General features: G+C 66.0%; 13 protein-coding genes. 2 read left to right on the top strand and 11 right to left on the bottom strand.

Going from position 1 to position 17,131, the window contains the following annotated elements; all coding sequences use genetic code 11:
* Nucleotides 1-10: 10 nt before the first annotated feature.
* Genes BFL43_RS02850 through BFL43_RS02840 form a run of 3 tightly spaced genes read right to left on the bottom strand, consistent with a single transcriptional unit; the run spans nucleotide 11 to nucleotide 3,164 of the window.
* Entirely contained in the window at nucleotides 11-847 is an 837-nt protein-coding gene (locus BFL43_RS02850; RefSeq protein ID WP_143695051.1) for an ABC transporter ATP-binding protein, read from the bottom strand.
* A 59-nt stretch (nucleotides 848-906) separates the two neighbouring features.
* Complete coding sequence (locus tag BFL43_RS02845; RefSeq protein ID WP_084890582.1) at nucleotides 907-2,001, bottom strand: iron chelate uptake ABC transporter family permease subunit; 1,095 nt, start codon at nucleotides 1,999-2,001, stop codon at nucleotides 907-909.
* The gene (locus tag BFL43_RS02840) at nucleotides 1,998-3,164 is read right to left on the bottom strand and encodes an iron chelate uptake ABC transporter family permease subunit (protein ID WP_084890580.1); all 1,167 of its coding nucleotides are present in this window, start codon (nucleotides 3,162-3,164) and stop codon (nucleotides 1,998-2,000) included. Before BFL43_RS02840 ends, BFL43_RS02845 begins: the two co-directional genes overlap by 4 nt.
* A gap of 139 nt (nucleotides 3,165-3,303) precedes the next feature.
* Between BFL43_RS02840 and BFL43_RS02835 the strand changes: the two genes are divergently transcribed.
* Nucleotides 3,304-4,350 (top strand): isochorismate synthase, encoded by a 1,047-nt coding sequence (locus BFL43_RS02835; protein WP_240498024.1) that lies wholly within the window; start codon nucleotides 3,304-3,306, stop codon nucleotides 4,348-4,350.
* 72 nt (nucleotides 4,351-4,422) lie between these two features.
* Nucleotides 4,423-6,357 carry a sigma factor-like helix-turn-helix DNA-binding protein gene (locus tag BFL43_RS02830; protein ID WP_084890576.1) on the top strand — a complete coding sequence of 645 codons (1,935 nt, stop codon included), beginning with the start codon at nucleotides 4,423-4,425 and terminating at the stop codon, nucleotides 6,355-6,357.
* On the opposite strand, the gene BFL43_RS02825 is transcribed toward BFL43_RS02830, so the two are convergent.
* From BFL43_RS02825 to BFL43_RS02790, 8 genes are all read right to left on the bottom strand, one after another.
* On the bottom strand, nucleotides 6,350-7,282 hold the full coding sequence (locus BFL43_RS02825) for an AMP-binding protein (protein WP_168176513.1): 933 nt from the start codon (nucleotides 7,280-7,282) through the stop codon (nucleotides 6,350-6,352). The genes BFL43_RS02830 and BFL43_RS02825 overlap by 8 nt on opposite strands.
* A gap of 150 nt (nucleotides 7,283-7,432) precedes the next feature.
* Nucleotides 7,433-8,023, bottom strand: a complete 591-nt coding sequence (locus tag BFL43_RS29300; protein WP_240498023.1) for an ABC transporter ATP-binding protein — start codon at nucleotides 8,021-8,023, stop codon at nucleotides 7,433-7,435.
* Nucleotides 7,981-9,192, bottom strand: a complete 1,212-nt coding sequence (locus BFL43_RS28375; protein ID WP_240498022.1) for an ABC transporter ATP-binding protein — start codon at nucleotides 9,190-9,192, stop codon at nucleotides 7,981-7,983. The genes BFL43_RS29300 and BFL43_RS28375 overlap by 43 nt, the downstream gene beginning before the upstream one ends.
* The gene (locus BFL43_RS02815) at nucleotides 9,189-10,904 is read right to left on the bottom strand and encodes an ABC transporter ATP-binding protein (protein WP_143695048.1); all 1,716 of its coding nucleotides are present in this window, start codon (nucleotides 10,902-10,904) and stop codon (nucleotides 9,189-9,191) included. Before BFL43_RS02815 ends, BFL43_RS28375 begins: the two co-directional genes overlap by 4 nt.
* A gap of 8 nt (nucleotides 10,905-10,912) precedes the next feature.
* Nucleotides 10,913-12,754, bottom strand: a complete 1,842-nt coding sequence (locus tag BFL43_RS02810; protein ID WP_240498021.1) for a siderophore-interacting protein — start codon at nucleotides 12,752-12,754, stop codon at nucleotides 10,913-10,915.
* Between the two features lie 464 nt (nucleotides 12,755-13,218).
* Entirely contained in the window at nucleotides 13,219-13,737 is a 519-nt protein-coding gene (locus tag BFL43_RS02800) for a hypothetical protein (RefSeq protein WP_084890570.1), read from the bottom strand.
* A gap of 90 nt (nucleotides 13,738-13,827) precedes the next feature.
* Nucleotides 13,828-15,459: a condensation domain-containing protein gene (locus tag BFL43_RS02795; RefSeq protein WP_168176512.1), complete on the bottom strand. Its 1,632-nt coding sequence runs from the start codon at nucleotides 15,457-15,459 to the stop codon at nucleotides 13,828-13,830.
* Complete coding sequence (locus tag BFL43_RS02790) at nucleotides 15,456-16,973, bottom strand: amino acid adenylation domain-containing protein (protein WP_084890604.1); 1,518 nt, start codon at nucleotides 16,971-16,973, stop codon at nucleotides 15,456-15,458. The genes BFL43_RS02795 and BFL43_RS02790 overlap by 4 nt, the downstream gene beginning before the upstream one ends.
* Between the last annotated feature and the right edge of the window lie 158 nt (nucleotides 16,974-17,131).

The raw sequence follows: 17,131 nt of genomic DNA, 5'->3' as shown, positions 1-17,131 counted from the left end.
TTGCTCCTATCTAGTGCCGCACCAGCGGGATGACCAGTGGTGTGTGCGATTCCGGATCGTCGATGATCCGGCAGGGCAGACCGAACACGTCGTGGACGAGGTCGGCGGTGATGATGTCGGCGGGCCTACCCTCGGCGACGATCGCGCCGTCTTTCATGGCGATGATGTGGTCGGCGTACCGGCAGGCGTGGTTGAGGTCGTGGAGTACGGCGACGAGCGTGCGGCCCTTGGTCTTGTTAAGTTCGGAGCACAGCTCGAGCAGGTCGATCTGGTAGGCGATGTCGAGGAACGTGGTCGGCTCGTCGAGCAGCATCAGCGGGGTCTGCTGCGCCAACACCATGGCCACCCAGACCCGTTGGCGCTGGCCGCCGGACAATTCGTCGACCAATCGGCCGGACAGCTCGGTCACGCCCGTCGAGACCATCGCCTCGACCACCGCTGCCTCGTCGTCCTTTGACCACTGCCTGATCAGTTTCTGGTGTGGATAGCGGCCGCGCGCAACAAGATCGGCGACCCTGATGCCATCGGGGGCGATCGACGACTGCGGCAGCAAACCGAGCCGACGAGCAACCTCTTTCGCCGGGTACGAGCTGATCGCCTTGCCGTCGAGCAACACGGACCCGGAACTCGGCGCCAGCAGGCGCGACAGCGCACGGAGCAGGGTCGATTTGCCACACGCGTTCGGTCCGACGATGACGGTGAACGCGCCGTCGGGGATGTCGACACTGAGCGATTCACTGATGACCCGTTTGTCGTATCCGATGGTCACGTCTTTGGCCTGCAACCGTGAGCCGCGCGCAGCGACCTGTGACGCCGCGTCCACCGGATTGTCGGCGACCTTGTTCATGTCCATGTATCAAGCCTTGTCTGGGAGGGAGTGCGGATGGTCCGTGGTGCTCGCCGGGCTCACTGTCTGCGCGCCTCTCTGGCGAGCAGCCAGACGAGATACAGACCGCCGATCGACACCGTGACGACGCCGACGGGCAGCTGCGTCGGCTGAAAGGCCCGCTGGGCTATGAAATCGCTGGCGACGAGGAGTAGCGCGCCCATCGCGGCCGACGGCGCGAACGCCACACCCGGGGTCCGGGTCAGCCTGCGGGCCAGTTGCGGCGCGGCCAGAGACACGAAGGCAATGGGTCCCGCCGCCGCGGTGGCGACGGCCGTGAGCGAGACGCCGACGATGATCAGGGCCAGCCGGGTCGGCTCTGCCCGGATTCCGAGTGCCTTCGCGGCATCGTCCCCCAGGTACAGCATCGGCATCCGGTAGGACGCCAGGATCAGCAGCGGCACCAGAGCGACCAGGATGATCAGCACCGGGCGGGCTTGGGCCCAGCCGAGGCCGTTGAGAGAACCCGCTCCCCACACCGCGGCCGACATCGCGTCCTCGAGGTCGGCCTTGAGAATCAGCCAGGTGTTCACCGACGCCAGCACAGCACTGACCGCGATACCGACGATGATCAACCGAAAGCCCTGAACGCCCCGCTTGAAGGCCAGCAGGTACACCAGTAGCGCGGTGACAATGCCCCCGACGAGTGCGCCGACCGCGGTCCCGTAGTACCCGCCGCCACCGATGACCAGAATCACCACCAGTGCACCCGTGTAGGCCCCGGTGTTGAACCCGATGATGTCCGGGCTACCCAGCGGGTTACGCGTGATCGACTGGAAGATCGCGCCACTGATGCCCAGCGCGGCCCCCAGCACCAGGGCCAACAGGACCCGCGGCATCCGCCACTCCATGACGACGAGTTCTTCGATCCGGGAGCCCTGGCCGAAGATCGCCTGCAGGACCCGGTCAGGGGAGACGGGATAGTCGCCGGTGCCCAGCGCGAGGACCGCGACCACGAACGCAAGAGCGACAAGAATGGCGACGACCGCGACCGCACGTACGTCGATTCGTCCCGACGGGGTGCCTCCGGGACTTCGCAGAACGGCGATCCGACGACCGAAGTCGACGCCCGAGCGCGACGTGAGCTTCTCCTTCTCGGGGATGTCGATACTCACAGACCACTCGCCTTGCCCCGGCGGACCAGGAAGATCAGGACCGGCGCGCCAACGAAGGCCGTGACGATGCCGACCTGCATCTCACCCGGTCGGATGATGACCCGTCCGATCACGTCGGAGAGCAACAACAGGATGGGCGCGAACACGAGCGTGTAGGCGAGGATCCAGCGCTGATCGGGCCCGACGATCCATCGCGCGACGTGCGGGACCATCAGACCCACGAATGCGATCGGTCCGGCCGCTGCGGTCGCCGCACCACACAGCAGGGTCACGGCGATCACGCCGATCACCCTGGTGCGGGTCACGTTGGCGCCGAGTGACCGCGCGAGGTCATCCCCCATGGCCACCGCGTTGAGTGGGCGGGCGATGGCAAACGCGAGCACCAGACCGACGACGATGAAGGGCGCTACCGCACCCGACACATCCAGTCCGCGGCCGGCTATCGACCCCGCGTTCCAGAAGCGCATCTGATCGAAGGCCTGCGGATCGAGCAGGATCAGTCCGGTGGTCACACCGGTGAGCACGGCACCGATGGCCACCCCGGCCAGCGTCAGCCGAATGGGAGTGGCGCCGCCTCGACCCACCGAACCGAGCGCGTAGACGACCACCGTGACGACCACCGCGCCGGCGAATGCGAACCAGATGTATGCCCAGATACCCGTGTAACCGAGAACTCCCACGGCCAGTGCGACGGCGAATGCGGCACCTGCATTGACACCGAGGATGCCGGGGTCGGCCAACGGGTTGCGGGTCATCGCTTGGATCAGCGCGCCACCGATGCCCAACGCCACGCCGACGAGAAGGCCCAGCACAGTCCGCGGGATACGCAGGTCGCGGATGATGATGTGGTCGCCCGAGTTGTCGTAGGACCACAGTGCATCCCAGACCGTCCCGAACGGGATGTCCTTGGCTCCGATGGCGATGCTGAGCAGGCAGACCAGGGCCAGTATCGCGACGCCGACAAGCCAGCCGAGTGCGCGTCGGGCGTTGGTGGCGGCCAGACCCTGTGAGCTCGGCTGGGCAGCGGCGGCGCCGCTACCTTTGACCAGGCTCACCCGTGTCCGGCGGGCGGCGCTGACACTCACGGCCGAACCCGGCGAATGTAGTCCCGCATCCTCGCCCCATCCTTCGTAGGTATAGCTCACCTTAGTCAAACCGACCATCGCGGCTTGCGCGTGCCCGCGTTGCTAACCTCGACAGGCAAGCGGGCGTCCGCGCTGAAGGGAGACGGCTATCCCCGGGTCCTCTTCCGACATCGGAGTCGAAGTACCGAACTTCGTACTGTCACGTCCCACCGACCACGTGTCGGCGTTCGGTGCCGACGTCCGGTTCGACACCGTCGACGCCGCCAGAGCGGCGCTGTACAACCGGTCGCACGAACACATCGTCGGCGCTCTCCCGTTCGATCCCAACGGTCCCGCCGCTCTCACCGCCCCCGCCCGTTTCGCGCGGCGAGATGTTCGGTGGCAACCGGATGCCCCGACGCTGCCCGCAGTGACGATCGCCGGCTTCGACCCGGAACCAGCGGAGCACGTACGCCGGGTCGCCGCGGCGATCCGGGTGCTCTCCGACCCGCATGCCTCGCTCGCCAAAGTGGTCCTGGCCCGCACCGTGATCCTGCGCGCGAGGGAGTTCATCGACCCCGTCGATCTGCTCACGCGTCTGGTTGCGGCCGACCCGGGCAGCAACGGACTACTCGTCGATCTCTCGCCCGCGGGCCCGCCGTACACCGGCGCACACCTGATCGGGTCCAGCCCGGAACTGCTTGTGCGCAAGTCTGGTTCGACAGTCATCGGCCACCCGCTCGCCGGGTCCGCGCCGCGAGCGGCAGACGCCGCGGAGGACCGGGCGAACGGTGAGATGCTGGCGGCGTCGGCCAAAGACCAGCGTGAACACGCGTTTGTCGTCGACGCGATGGCGACGGCGCTCGCGCCGCTGTGCATCGACCTCGATGTGCCGGCGACACCCACCCTGACCCAGACCCCGGACATGTGGCATCTGGGCACCCGCATCGTCGGGACCGTTCGCGATCCGGCGACCACGGCGCTCGACCTCGCCGTCGCCCTGCACCCCACCCCGGCCGTCTGCGGCACACCCACCGCCGACGCGCGAGAGTTCATCCTGGCCAACGAAGGTGACCGCGGGTTCTACGCGGGCGCTGTCGGTTGGTGCGCCGGCGCAGGTGACGGCGAGTGGATGGTCGGCATCCGCTGCGCAGAACTGTCCGCGGACGGCCTGACGATCCGGGCGTCGGCGGGCGGTGGCATCGTCTCCGACTCGGACCCACAGCTCGAACTCGCCGAGACATCGGCCAAACTCCGGACGATCCTCTCCGCCCTGGGACGATGAACCTCGGGCAATCACCCTGCTTTGCAGATAGGCTAATCTTTTCGCCGTTGACGTTCACGAAAGGCTCGGTGCATGTCTGATTCGAAGACGGCAGCGCCGATGTCGAAGACCGCGTGGACCATGCTGCTGCCATGGCTCGACGAATACCGAGCGGGCCCTTCGATCTTGGCCAGCAACGAGTTGATCCCCAATGCCTGGCTCGACGGCAGCCCTGCGGATGCGTTGAACACCGAGAACTTCAGCCGATTCTGCGAATTGGTCGCACTTCGCCACCTCCAGGATCGTGCTGACGCCACCCTGGCCGACGACTTCCCGACCGTCGGGGCAGCGATTCCGCTGGCCGCTCTCGCGCTGGGTAGACACAGCGAAAAGGCGTTGCAGGACAACAAGATCTTCACCGTCGGCGACATCCTCACCGCATCCGCGAACCACCTGCTGGGGTTGCCGCAGGTCGGCAGGGCCACAGTTGTCGACGTTGTCGCAGCGTTGGTCGCCCAGGCGACCCGGACCCCGCAGGGTGCTGACGACCGCAGCGGCGGAAGGGTTCTCACCGACCCCTCCCTCACGGCGTTCATCGAGTCGGTCGATGACCGGGACCGAATCATTTTGCACGAGCGGATCTTCGCCGCCAAGCCACGCACCCAGTCCGATCTGGCCAAACAGATGGGACTCTCGCGCGAACGGGTCAACCAGATCGACCGCACCCTGCGCCTGCAGTTGTCCGAGACCGTCGGCGCTTCCGTCGACCTGCGTCGGTTGCTCGCCGAAACGGTGGCGCTCGCCGACCCGCTGGCCGACGCCGCGCAGGTCGCCGAAGCACTCCCGCTGTTCGCCACCGAGATTCCGGCACTGGGGGTTTCGGTCGGCCAGTTGCTCATCGCCGGGTCCAATGACCTCGCCGGCGTCAAAGGGTGGATCATGAGCCGGCCGCCCTCACAGATCGCGGACCTGGTCGGTGAAATCCTCGATTCGCACACCGGCGACGAGAGATTGGTACCCATCCGGGCGGTCGCCACAGGCTTGAACCTCTCCGATTCCGAGGCCGTGCGGTGGCTGACGAATAGCGGCTACACGGTGCTGGACGACCATGTGGTCAACGGCCCCACCTCGACGGGTGACCTGGTCTGCGGCGTTCTCTCGATCGCAGGCAAGCCCCGGACCTTCGACCAGATCCTGACCGGGTTGGCCGGCGAACCGCGGTCACGATCGAGTGTGCGCAACGCGCTGGTCACCGACGACCGAATCGTCAAGACCGACCGCACCACCTACGGGCTGCGGCGGTGGGGCGGCGAGAAGTACCTCCCGGTCCATCGCCAGATCGGGCGGATCCTCGATGACGCGGGTGGCAAGATCGAGATCGCCGACCTGGTCGCGCAGATCAGCGCGAGATACGACGTGACCGAATCGAGCATCCGCGCCTACGCAGGCGCGGGCGAGTTCGTCATGCGCGACGACGTGGTCAGCCGCCGCAGCGAGCGCTACGTCCACCGCAAATCTCCCGCGAAGACACGGTCGCTGTACCGCGACGGCGACACCATCCGCTGGGCGACCACCGTCGGTGCCGCACACCTGAAAGGGTCGGCGTTCAACATCCCCTCGGCACTCGCAGGACTCGTGGGTGTCGGCCCGGGCAATCCCGTGAAGCTGCAGTCGCGTCTCGGGCCGCAGTCCCTGATGTGGGTGTCGGTGCAGGCTCGAGTGGGAACGATCAAACGCTTCACGACCGATCTGGATCTGACACAGGGAGATCCGATCTTCCTGGAGTTCACACCCGACAGTTTCGACGTCAAGCGTCAGCAGCCGGATTCGTCATCCGATCCCACCGAAGCGATCTTTGCGCGGCTCGGCATGACGCCGGTCGGGCCACTCGGTCGCGGCGAACTCCTCGAGGTGCTGGTCAGCTCACTGTTCTTGCCACGGGACTCGGATGCGGCAACCGTCATCGGGACGTTGCGTCATCGGAAAGAATCGGAGCTGGAGGCTCTGGTGACTGCCGCATTCAGCTGACAGGTCGTAGCTGAGCAGATCGGCGCACATATCCGTTCGTCCAGCCGAACTCGTACACCGGCCGGTCGGTGTGTGGCTGGCGCCTCAGGCCTCGTCGTCGCAGGATCACCTCGGGCAGCACCTCCCCGTCGGGAAGCACCATGCGAGGGCGACTCGAACCCCAAGCAGCCGAATCCGCGACCCGCACGAAGTCGTGCATGAGCAGGGGTGGAGCGAACACCACCGACGCCTCGCCTGCTGCCATCTCGTCCCAGGCAGTTCCGGAGTCTCCGAACGACGGCACCACCTGCACGCACGAACCCGATGCGGCACAAGCCAACACGAGAAACACCACAGACGGGCAGCTGAACGGCCCACAGATGGCCGCGCAGGCACCGGTGTCCAGGTCCAGATCTTCACGAAGTCCGTCGATGCGATCGGCGACCTCAGCCGCCGGCCAGAACCGATAGCCGACGACGTCATCGAGAAGCAGGCCGGCTTCGATGCGCAGCGGAGACTGCTCCGAGACCGCTACCAGGGTGAACTCGTCCGAGACATCGAACATCGGGCATGCCTCGTTGCCGCACATGGCCTCCACCGTCTCCTCCAGCAGGCAGTCCTCGCCGCGGTGCGAGACGATGAAGTGCAGATCGAGGTCGCCGGCGGCGACGGCCGACGCTTCATCGAACGGATCGATGGGTACGACGACGGTGTCCAGGCGTACAAGAGCGTGAAAAGCCAGCAAGAACTCCCAGCCGCCGTCGAGACAGATACCCACGCGTTGGCGAGACTGCACACCCCGGGCAGCCAGATCGTCGCTCAACCATTGCACGGACTCGTCGAAGCGTTCGAAATCTGTCTCGTGATGACCGCACATGACCGCCGGCCGACAGTAGTGACGATCGACGGTGTCATTCAAAATAGCGTTCAGCTGCGCTGCGCCCATTGGCCAGGCCCCTTCTCGTTCTAGCTTCCCCATGCGCTCGTCTGAGTCGAGATTGTTGCGCCCGCAGTCTCACCTCGCGGGTAAGGCAAGACAAACCTAACACTCAGATGGGCCAATGGCCACGGGCCCGATGACCGTCACGTGCAGGTACTACCGGTACCGGGCCCAGGCCTCCCACAGTTCCGCGTAGCGCCCGCCACGTCGGACCAATTCCTCGTGTGTGCCTTCTTCCACGATGCGGCCGTGATCGAGGACCACCACCCGGTCCGCGCGTGCTGCTTGCGAAAGTCGATGTGCCACCACAATTGCCGAACGTCCACGCAACGCGCTTTCGGCGCCGCGTTCGAGCGCGTCGGCCCCGGTACTGCCGGCTTCTGCAGTCGCCTCGTCGAGTATCACCAGGTCGGGGTCCATGAGGACCAGCCTCGCCAAGGCCAACTGCTGCGCCTGCATCGGAGTCAGTTCGCGGCCCTCGGCACCAACCGCGGTCTGCAGACCGTCAGGCAACATCCGCACCCACTCGTCGGCGTGAACGGCGTCGAGCGCCGCGTACAGTGCGTCGTCACCGGCTTCCGGGGCGGCCATCCGTAGATCATCGGCCAGCGTGCCCGAAAAAACATGTACCTCCTGAGTCACCAGCGCGACTCTCTCCGAGCCCACCTCCAGCACTCCGGAATCCGGTTGATGCACACCGGCTATCAGCGATGCCAGCGTCGTTTTTCCCGCCCCTGAACTACCCACGACTGCGACGTGCTCCGCGCCCGACACGCAGCGACACCTCCTGCAGGACCGGCCGATCGGCGCGGTAGCCGAACGCGACCCTCTCCGCACGTACTGCGATCGGCCCGCCCTTCTCCGGCGTCAACACCTGCGCACCGACAGGTCTTTCGGCATCGATGCCACACGTCTCGGCCTCGTCGATGACGCCGACGATGCGGCCCATCGACGCGGTGGCCGACTGCAGGTCGTCGACGACGAACATCAACGCCCTGATCGGCCCGAACAGCTGCAGGTAGAGCAGCATTGCCGTGGTGGTGGCACCGACACTGAGCGACCCGGCGTCGACGAGCCACACCCCGACGATCAGAATCGTTGCCATCCCCAGGAAATTCGGCAAAGTTGAGCCGGCCGAAGAGCCTGTTCTGCACGATCACGGCCCGCATCGACCACCGGACCACGGCCCATGAGTGACTGGCGATCTTGAGGCTCATCTGCCTGGTCAATCCGAATGCATAGACCGTCTCGAGACCCCGGATGGCACCGAGCAATTGGTGGGCTCGGTCGGCGGTCGCCGCACGTTCGGCCGCGTATATCTCCGGGGCCGACGCCAGGTACATGCGCACACCCACGATGTACACGGGAACCGTCACCGCGACCACACCGAGAAAGCGCCAGTCCAGTACGCCGAGGCCGGCCACCGTCAGGATCGCGGCGAACACCGAGGTCGACAGAGCCGGAACAGCACGGCCGATCGCGATGCTCACCTGGCTGACGTCGTCGGTCGCCCGCGACACCAGGTCACCGGTCCCGGCCGCCTCCACCCGGCCGAGCGGCATCGTCAGACCGGCGGTGATCATCCGCTCACGAATACGTGCAAGGACCTTTTCCATGAGCTGCCCGACGAGGGCGAGTCCGAGGCCGGTGAAGATCGCCAGGCCCACGGCCGCGCCGAACATGACGCCACCAATCGCCCACACCGTGCCGCTTCCACCAGAGACATCTCCTGTTGCCACATCGACCATGCGTCCCAGGCCCCACGGCGTGACCAGGCTCAGGGCGGCGGCGGCGACAAGCGCCCCGATCACCGATATCAGCATGAGCGTGCGGCCGGACAGGTGCTGGCCGATGACCGCCAGCACCCGACGGGCGCCGGCGATGGGCATGGTGGTGACCGGGATCGCATCTGTCATGAGGGGACCGGAACTTCGATGTCGATGATGTGGTCGGCGGCCGCGAGAAAGGCAGGGGACGAAGAGATCACGAGCGTTGCCCGTCCTGCGCGCGCGACGGACATCCGTCCTGCGATGACTGATTCGGTGACGGAATCGACGGCGTTGTTGGGATCGACCAACACCAAGATTTCTGAATCCGAGGCGAGCGCACGAGCCAGCGCGACTCGTTGTCGCTGGCCGCCGGAGAGCAGCCTGCCGGCCTCACCGACGAGCGTGTCCCGGCCCTCGGGCAGGCCGTCGATGACCTCGTCGCACGCCGCCGCCAGCAGTGCCTGGTCGATGCGCGCGCCGTCGGCGGAGGTGGTGTCGGCGGCGACCACGTTGTCGAGGAGGGAGCCCTCGAACAGGTCGGCTCCTTGCGGGGCCACTCGAACCAGGCGGGTCATCGAGGGCTGATCGAGGGTGAACACATCGACGCCATCCACGGTCGCGGTGCCCGAGTCGGGCTTCTTGGCCCGGGACAGCACCGCCGCCAGCGTGGCCGCGGTCGCGCCATCGACCTTCAGGACGGTGACTGCTTCGGGTGGCAGCGTGAACGACAGATGGGTGATCGGGCCTACCGAGAGATCGTCGATCCGCAGCAGCGGAGGCAAGGTCTGAACGTCGCCACTGACCGTACGTTGCCCACCGGGGTTGACCGACGGGGCCTGCAGCACTGTGAGAACTCTTTCGGCAGAGGCCAATCCGGCCGCCCACACGGCGCCGAAGTTCTTGCCCATGGCCCCGAGTGGTTGGATGACGAACTGGGTCACGCCGACGACGGAGATCAGTTGACCAATGGTGAGCGACCCCGCGACAGCCATCAGTCCGGCCGCGATACCGACCGCGATCACCAGGATGGCCGAGGTCAGTTGCATCGCACCGACAAACGCACCTTCGGTGCGGCGCGCTTTGATCACCGCAACCAGGGCACGACCGCTGGCGCCCTGATAGCGATGGGCCGCTTCCTGCCCCGCATCGATCCCCTTGACGACGCGGAAGCCGGTCATCAGATCGGTAGCCGACCCGGCGGCCTCACCCGCGAGTTGCTGCTCGTGTCCGCTGCGCCGACGCAAGGGCCCACCCGCTTTGTCTATGAGCCACAACATGACCGGGGCGCCGATGAGAACCGCCAGTCCGAGTGGCCACGACACCCACAGCAGGACGAAGCCGCAGAAGAATATCGCCGCGACCTCACCGATCGGCAGGACACCGAGCCAGACCGTCCCGGCCAGGCGGGTGACGTCGGCGGTGGCGATCGACAGGAGCATGCCCGGCGAACGTGACGCGCCACCGATGCCTCGCGGATCGAGGATCCGATCGGTGACCATCGTGCGCAGGTGGTGCTGAATGGTGTTCATGCCGAGAAAGCCGATGCGCAACCCGAAACGGAAGCTCAGTGACAGCGCAGCGAAGACGACCGCCAGCACGAGCAGCCAGACCAGCAGCGAGCCCGTGTCACCGGTCGCGACCGCCCGATCGATCGCCACGCCCATCACCACGGGGACCATCGCCTCGCCCACCTGATGCCCGATCATCAATGCCGCGGCGGGCAGTGTCAGACGTGGCTTGGCGAAGATGGTGCGCATCACCATCTTCCGAGGCGTGGTGTGCTCGTCGACCTCGATGGCTTTGACTGCGGACGGATGCTCCCCCGCCGCGAAGTACGGCGGGCGCAGGCGGGTCGGCAACCCGACCACTAGGTCCGGGCCCGGTATTCGACGACGTGGGCACCCCACCCGAGCGGTCCCACATGCACGACCTCGGCTCCGATCGAGGAGATCATCTCGCGCAGCTCGGCCTCTGTGCGCCGCCCCGACCCGAAGACGCACAGTCGACTCAGGTCGTCTTCGGTGTGGTGGTCGTCGGTGGTGTCCGGGTCCAGCAGCGTCGTCGCGATCACGATCCGATCAGCCGACTCCGCATAGGCCGCGAGCGCAACCGCGGTGTCCTCGTCGGGCAGTGTGTCGACGATGTTCGACACGAGCAGCAGATCCACCCGTTCGCCGAGCGGCGCGGTGTGGCTGCGATCGATGCGCTTGACCAGCGATTGTCGTTGGCGCGCCACATCACCGAGCATCCGGGCGGTGAGGGTGGGCATTCCCACCACACTGACGTTCAGCGACTCGAACTCACGCAGGAGCGCGTCCGCATACGCGCCACCGCCCTCTCCGACGATGGCGACGGTCTGCACGCCGTCGAACGAGATCGCATCCTTGAGCGCAGGTGCCAGGTAGGAGGCCTCACCGGCCTGGGCGTCGTGGAGTTGCCCGAGCCGAACCGGATCTTCCAGCCACTCGGCAACCGGCTGTCCACCGACACCCGCGGGAACGCCTGTGCGGATCACGTCCAGCAGGCCGACGAATGAGAGGCTCACCTGCGACGCAAACCCATCGAGATGAAGCATCTCTGTGAGCCAGCCGTCCGGATCGGAGAGCAGACTGCCATCCTCGGTGAGCGCGAAGCCGTCGCCGACGCGATTCACCAAACCCATCACCGCGAGATGGCGCAGTAGCTTACGCAAGGGACCCGGCTGGGCACCGCAGGCAGCCGCGATCGCCTCGACCGTAGTCGCTCCCGCGTCGATCTCAGCGAATACACCCAATGTCACAGCAGTGCGTAATGCGAACGGCGGCAGCACTTCCGAATACTCGTGGATGCGATCAAATGCTCCCGGACCCTCGGCTGCGACATCGACGAGTTCCGGATGACCCTCCACTGTGGCCACCTCGCGCCGGCGCCAGTAGCCGATGATCTGGGTGAACTCTTTCGGGATCTGTTTCTCTTGCTTCGCCCACCGGCGCAACGGTTTGATGGTCAGCGTCTCGCCGCCGACCCACAGGAACGGTTGTCCCGCGCGCCACTGCGCTGATTGGATCGTCTCGACCAGCCGGGACCGCCCGCCCACGTCGCTGCGGTAGAGCCAGGTGATGTCGACCGGCGCCGCGCTGGTCAATTCCTGGCGATGCGATGGTTCGGCCACCTCGATCACCACGGTCGCGGGCAGAGACGGGGGCAATTTCTCCAGGCAGTGCCCGATTGCCGGGAGCGCCGTTTCGTCTCCGCCGATCAGCATCCAGTCGGCGGCAATGGGCAAACCTGCCGAGTGCTTCGGACCGGCGATCAGCACACCGTCGCCCGGCTGCACTCGCCGCGCCCAGGTCGAGGCGAGCCCCGTCTCGTGCAGTGCGAAGTCGATGGTCATCTCACCGGCATCGGCGTCGAACTGGCGGACGGTATACGGCCGCAGATAGTCGAAGCTGCCGGGAGTCCAATCCACCACGCCGCCGGCGGTGTTGCGTGGAACCTCGAACGGGAAGCCGCCGGTCACCGGATCCGTGGGCATGACCTTGATGTCGTCGTCGAAACCGGTCGTCTTCACAGCGGGAAGCGCTATCCCGTCGCGCACGTGCTCGCGCATGGCGGGGCCTCCCACGACAACCCGCCGCATCCCTGGCGTCACGTCCCACACGCGCACGACTTCGAACTCTCGTAGGCAAATCGGAAAAACCGACGCCTCCCGTACGTTCCCGGCCACCATGGCCCCTCTCCTCGATGTTCACTGCCACGCCGACGTGGACGCACGACCCAATACCGGGACCTTAGCTTAGGCTATCTTGTGGACCACTTCGGTGGATACAGTCGGCCCACTCAGTCAAGAATGAGTCGGGCAGTCCGGTGGGACCGACGTACTCGAGATGAGTCGTACGATCATCCGTCCAGTACCGGAACACCAGGTCATAGCGACCTTCGAAGCCCTCCTTGGCCCGCGGGTCGACCATGGGCGCGTGCAATCTGGTCATTAGGAGATTCGCTTCGGCGGTACGCGCCAGCGCCTTGCGACCATCCGGACTCAGATACCGCAGGACGGCCCAGTCAAGCGCATCCGTGGCGGCCGGAGCGGTGTCTGCCGCGACTGCATGCGGGACCGCAGCAGTGAGTGGGCCGTGCGCACCCACGAGTCCGCCACCCGCCCGCAGATCACGATCGACATCGAATCGGATGTCACCGAAATACCGTGCGCTCGCCGCCGCAAAGCCGGCGACCACGTCGTCTGCAGCCGAGGTCGGTGCACTGTGTGCGGTGATCCAGTGCGCCAGTGGGTACTGTCGCCGCTGCAGCCAGCGCGTGGACGGCGGCCCAGTTCGGCAGCGTGGCGGCATGATCGGCATCGTTGGCCTTCGTCGCGAACACCTCGGTGACGTCGGCGAGTGAATTGTGCGCCTGCTGCGGGGAGCTGTTCAGGTGGTCCCGCAGACGACCGGCCCACACCGCAACTGTTGCGCGATCGGCGATCGCCGCGTGTGCGGTCACCATCACGTGCGGCCGACCGTCGAGGTGTCCGGCGGTGGCCACAAGCCCTCGCCCGGCGGCGACATCGACCTCGGGACGGGACGACGGAAGCTGATCTCGGATCCGGGCAGCCGCCTCCGCGGCGCCGATCTGCGGTAGCGGTACATCCCAGATCCACAATCTGCGGTTCTTGGCCGTCAGCCGAAGACGGGCAACATCGACCGAGACCATCAGGTCGTAGACCGCCCCGGTGAGGACATCCTGTTCCGGCAGACGCTCCAGCGAGGCGACCGCGCTGTAGGAGAAGTCGGCCGCCGAACCCTAGAGGCCGCGAAGGCGGTGATGGGTGGGCAGCGGGGCGATCGCGCGTGATTCGGGAACAACGCCTGACACCGCGGCGGCCGCATCCGGCAGCGCTACGAGATCGTCGGCGATCCGGCGGAGACTGTCGAGGAACCGCGACCACAACGCCTCGATCTCACGGCTGTCGACCGACGGCGCCGCGGTGATCGTGAAACCGATTGCGACACCGTCTGTTCCTGCCGTACCGGAGCCGCGCATCGTGATCCGGTGCCGCAACCGGCCGGCATGATCACCGGCACCCACCACATCAGGTAGGCCGTGGAGACCAGGCCACGTTGCACTGTCTTCCCGTGTGACGCCCGAGAAGCTGAACGCCGCGTCGGCGTGGACGCTCTCCGGCTGATGCGCGTTCCAACCTGCGTAGGCCGCTGCAACGATGTCCAGCCCACGGCTGTCGGCATCGGTGGGCACCGCGATCAGCGTGGGATGCAATTCGGTGAACTGACCGACCGCACCCACCGCGCGCTGATTCTCGGATTGTGCTCTGCGACCGTCCCGTTCGACGTCCAACAACACGTCCGGCGAGACCGGGTTCCCGCCACCCTCGCGAGCCCGATGCAGGGCTGTCGCCGCGGCACCGCCGAGCGCCACGCCGATGTCGATGCCGGCGCGACCGCACAGCGCATCAATTGTCGTCCCCAGATCCGTTGGAACACAGAGCACGGTGTCGTAGGCATCGTGCGCACATCCTCGATCCGAACTGTCTTCGGCAACTTCGGAGCTGCTCGCGTCTCCGGACAGGTTCTGCATCCAGGACAAGACCGTGTCGTCTGAACTCGCGGGCGCGTCCCCGTCGATCACTCGCGCGTAGGTGTCCCCGAGTTCGTCGAGCAGGATGGCTCGAGACGGTCGGTCAACCACGAACTGATGGATCGTCCACACGAGAAGCGGCCGTCCCGACTCGCGCGTGATCAGACCCGAGCGGTGCACAGGGCCATCGGTGATGTCGAGCTCATCGGCGTAGCGACGTTCGAGCTCCAGTATGTCCTCTATCGACTGCACGTCGGTGACGTCGACGTGGTCGAGAGGTTCTGGCGGTGTCAGGCCGACGTCGATCAGAACAGGTTTGTCCCCTGAAGTCGTGTCCCGGTGCAGGCGCAACCCGAAAGCGCTGTGACGGGCCACCACGGCGTTGATCGCGGCCTCTAGTCTTTCTCTGTCCACATCACCGGGGAGCTCGACGATGTAACTGTGTCGCAGTGTATTCGGCGCCTTGTTCGCAGATAGCTCCGCCGCGATCAGCGGGGTCATGAACGTCGACGACTCGTCCCGACCGCGATTGTTCGAATCCGCGCGACTGGCCAACTGTTCGACGGTTTGGTATTCGAACACGTCTCTGTTCGTGATGCTCAATCCCGCGCCGTGGGCCAGCCGCACCAACGTCAGCGCCGTGATGCTGTCCCCGCCGACGCGGAACCAGGAGTCGTCCGCGGCGAGCTCGGTCGCGGGATCGAGTCCGAGTGCCGCGACCACGAGGTCGGCGATCGTGCGTTCGGTGTGGGTTTCGGGTGGGCGGCCGCGGCCGGTGCCGCCGGTCGTCAGGTCTGCGGCGGGCAGTGCCTTGCGGTCGAGTTTGCCGTTCGCCGTCACCGGCAACACCTCAAGCCGCACAAACGCCGTAGGCACCATATGAGCAGGCAACCTCGCACCCAACCACACCCGCAACTGCTCCCCAGACACCTCCCGCCCGACACCTCCAGCGACCCCGGCGTGAGATAAGCAACCAACACCGTCCCCGCCACCGCATGCTCCACCGCAACCACCACCGCCGACCCCACACCAGGATGCGACTCCACCACCACCGCAACCTCACCCGGCTCCACCCGCTGACCACGAATCTTCACCTGATCATCCACCCGACCCACAAACTCGAGCACACCATCACCACGCCACCGCACCACATCCCCCGTGCGATACCACCGCACCCCACCAGCGCCCGCCACAAACCGCGACGCCGTCAACCCACAACGACCGTGATACCCCCACGCCACCTGCACACCCGACAAATAGAGTTCCCCGACCACACCCACCGGAACCGGCCGCAACCACGAATCCAACACCGAAACAGACGAATTGGCCACCGGACGACCGATCGGAACGAACTCGGCTCGATCGCTGTCCGAATCCGTAGAGCAGTCGTAGTACATGACCTCGCCGGCTTCGGTGGGGCCGTAGATATTGAGGACATCGGAGGACAGCAAGCGGCCCACCGACTCCGCCAGACTCCAGCGCAGCGCCTCGCCGGCGAGCATCGCCGTCCGAGTGGATACATCACGATCCGCATTGGGCCAATGGTCCACCACGGCTTGGGCCATCGAGGGCACGAAGTTCACACGATCGAGGGAGGTCCCCCGTAGTGCTCCCATGATCTGGGACGGATCCCGATGGCCGTCTGGGGGCAGCACCGCGAGGGCCTCGCCTTCGACCAGAGGCGAGAGCAGTTCCGGCACAGACACGTCGAAACCGATCGGAGTCTTGTGCAAGACCCCACCAGTGAGTGGGTACGTCCGATGACCCCACACGAGCCTGTTGAGCAGCGCTCGATGCGACACCACAACGCCTTTGGGCCGTCCTGTGGTACCTGAGGTGTAGATCAGATACGCCGCATCGTCGGCAAACAACGTCCGACTTCGATCGCCATCGCGCACGGTCCCGGCCGATTGTTTCCCCACCAGGGCAACAACAACGGGGTCTGCGAGGTCGACAACCCGAAGTTCACGCGCGCCCGAAGGAATTGCTTCGCCACAATTGGTCAGTATTGCGCTCGGCGCGGAATCGGCCAGGAGATAGCCGATCCGATCTTCGGGTTGGTCGGGATCCACCGGTAGGTAAACCGCACCCGCACGAAGCACAGCCGCCACCATGATCGGCAACAGTTCGTCGCGGCGGGCCACGACTGCGACCCGGTCACCTACGCGAACACCTCGTTCGACCACATGCCGCGCAAGCTGATTCACCCGCTCATCGAACTCGAGGTACGACAGGGTCACGTCGCGATAGGCGATGGCGACCCGGTCACCGTGCCGGGTGGCAGAATCCTGCAGGACGCTGTCGACATTCTGGTCGATGCCGTCGATCGGCACTCCAGATGACCAGTCGGTCAACGAGTTTGCTCGGCGCGCGCGGCAGGGACCAGATCGCGCAGCGGGCCGTCGACATCAAACTCTGCCAACTGCACGAACGCGTCTCGGAGGCGCCTGGGAGTGTCCGATTAACGGTGGATCCGACCTTGGTGTCGGTTAGTTACCGTTTGGGGTGATGC

Origin of the sequence: Williamsia sp. 1135 (assembly GCF_002095395.1) — a bacterium.
In the GTDB taxonomy this organism is placed as follows: domain Bacteria; phylum Actinomycetota; class Actinomycetes; order Mycobacteriales; family Mycobacteriaceae; genus Williamsia.
Note: the sequence above shows the minus strand (reverse complement) of the source record. Positions and strands in the feature narration are given on the sequence as shown.

Coding starts and splice junctions, on each gene's coding strand:
- BFL43_RS02850 (WP_143695051.1), bottom strand. CDS start 847: ATGAACAAGGTCGCCGACAATCCGGTGGACGCGGCGTCACAGGTCGCT.
- BFL43_RS02840 (WP_084890580.1), bottom strand. CDS start 3,164: ATGGTCGGTTTGACTAAGGTGAGCTATACCTACGAAGGATGGGGCGAG.
- BFL43_RS02830 (WP_084890576.1), top strand. CDS start 4,423: ATGTCTGATTCGAAGACGGCAGCGCCGATGTCGAAGACCGCGTGGACC.
- BFL43_RS02825 (WP_168176513.1), bottom strand. CDS start 7,282: ATGGGCGCAGCGCAGCTGAACGCTATTTTGAATGACACCGTCGATCGT.
- BFL43_RS28375 (WP_240498022.1), bottom strand. CDS start 9,192: ATGACAGATGCGATCCCGGTCACCACCATGCCCATCGCCGGCGCCCGT.
- BFL43_RS02810 (WP_240498021.1), bottom strand. CDS start 12,754: ATGGTGGCCGGGAACGTACGGGAGGCGTCGGTTTTTCCGATTTGCCTA.
- BFL43_RS02800 (WP_084890570.1), bottom strand. CDS start 13,737: ATGGTCTCGGTCGATGTTGCCCGTCTTCGGCTGACGGCCAAGAACCGC.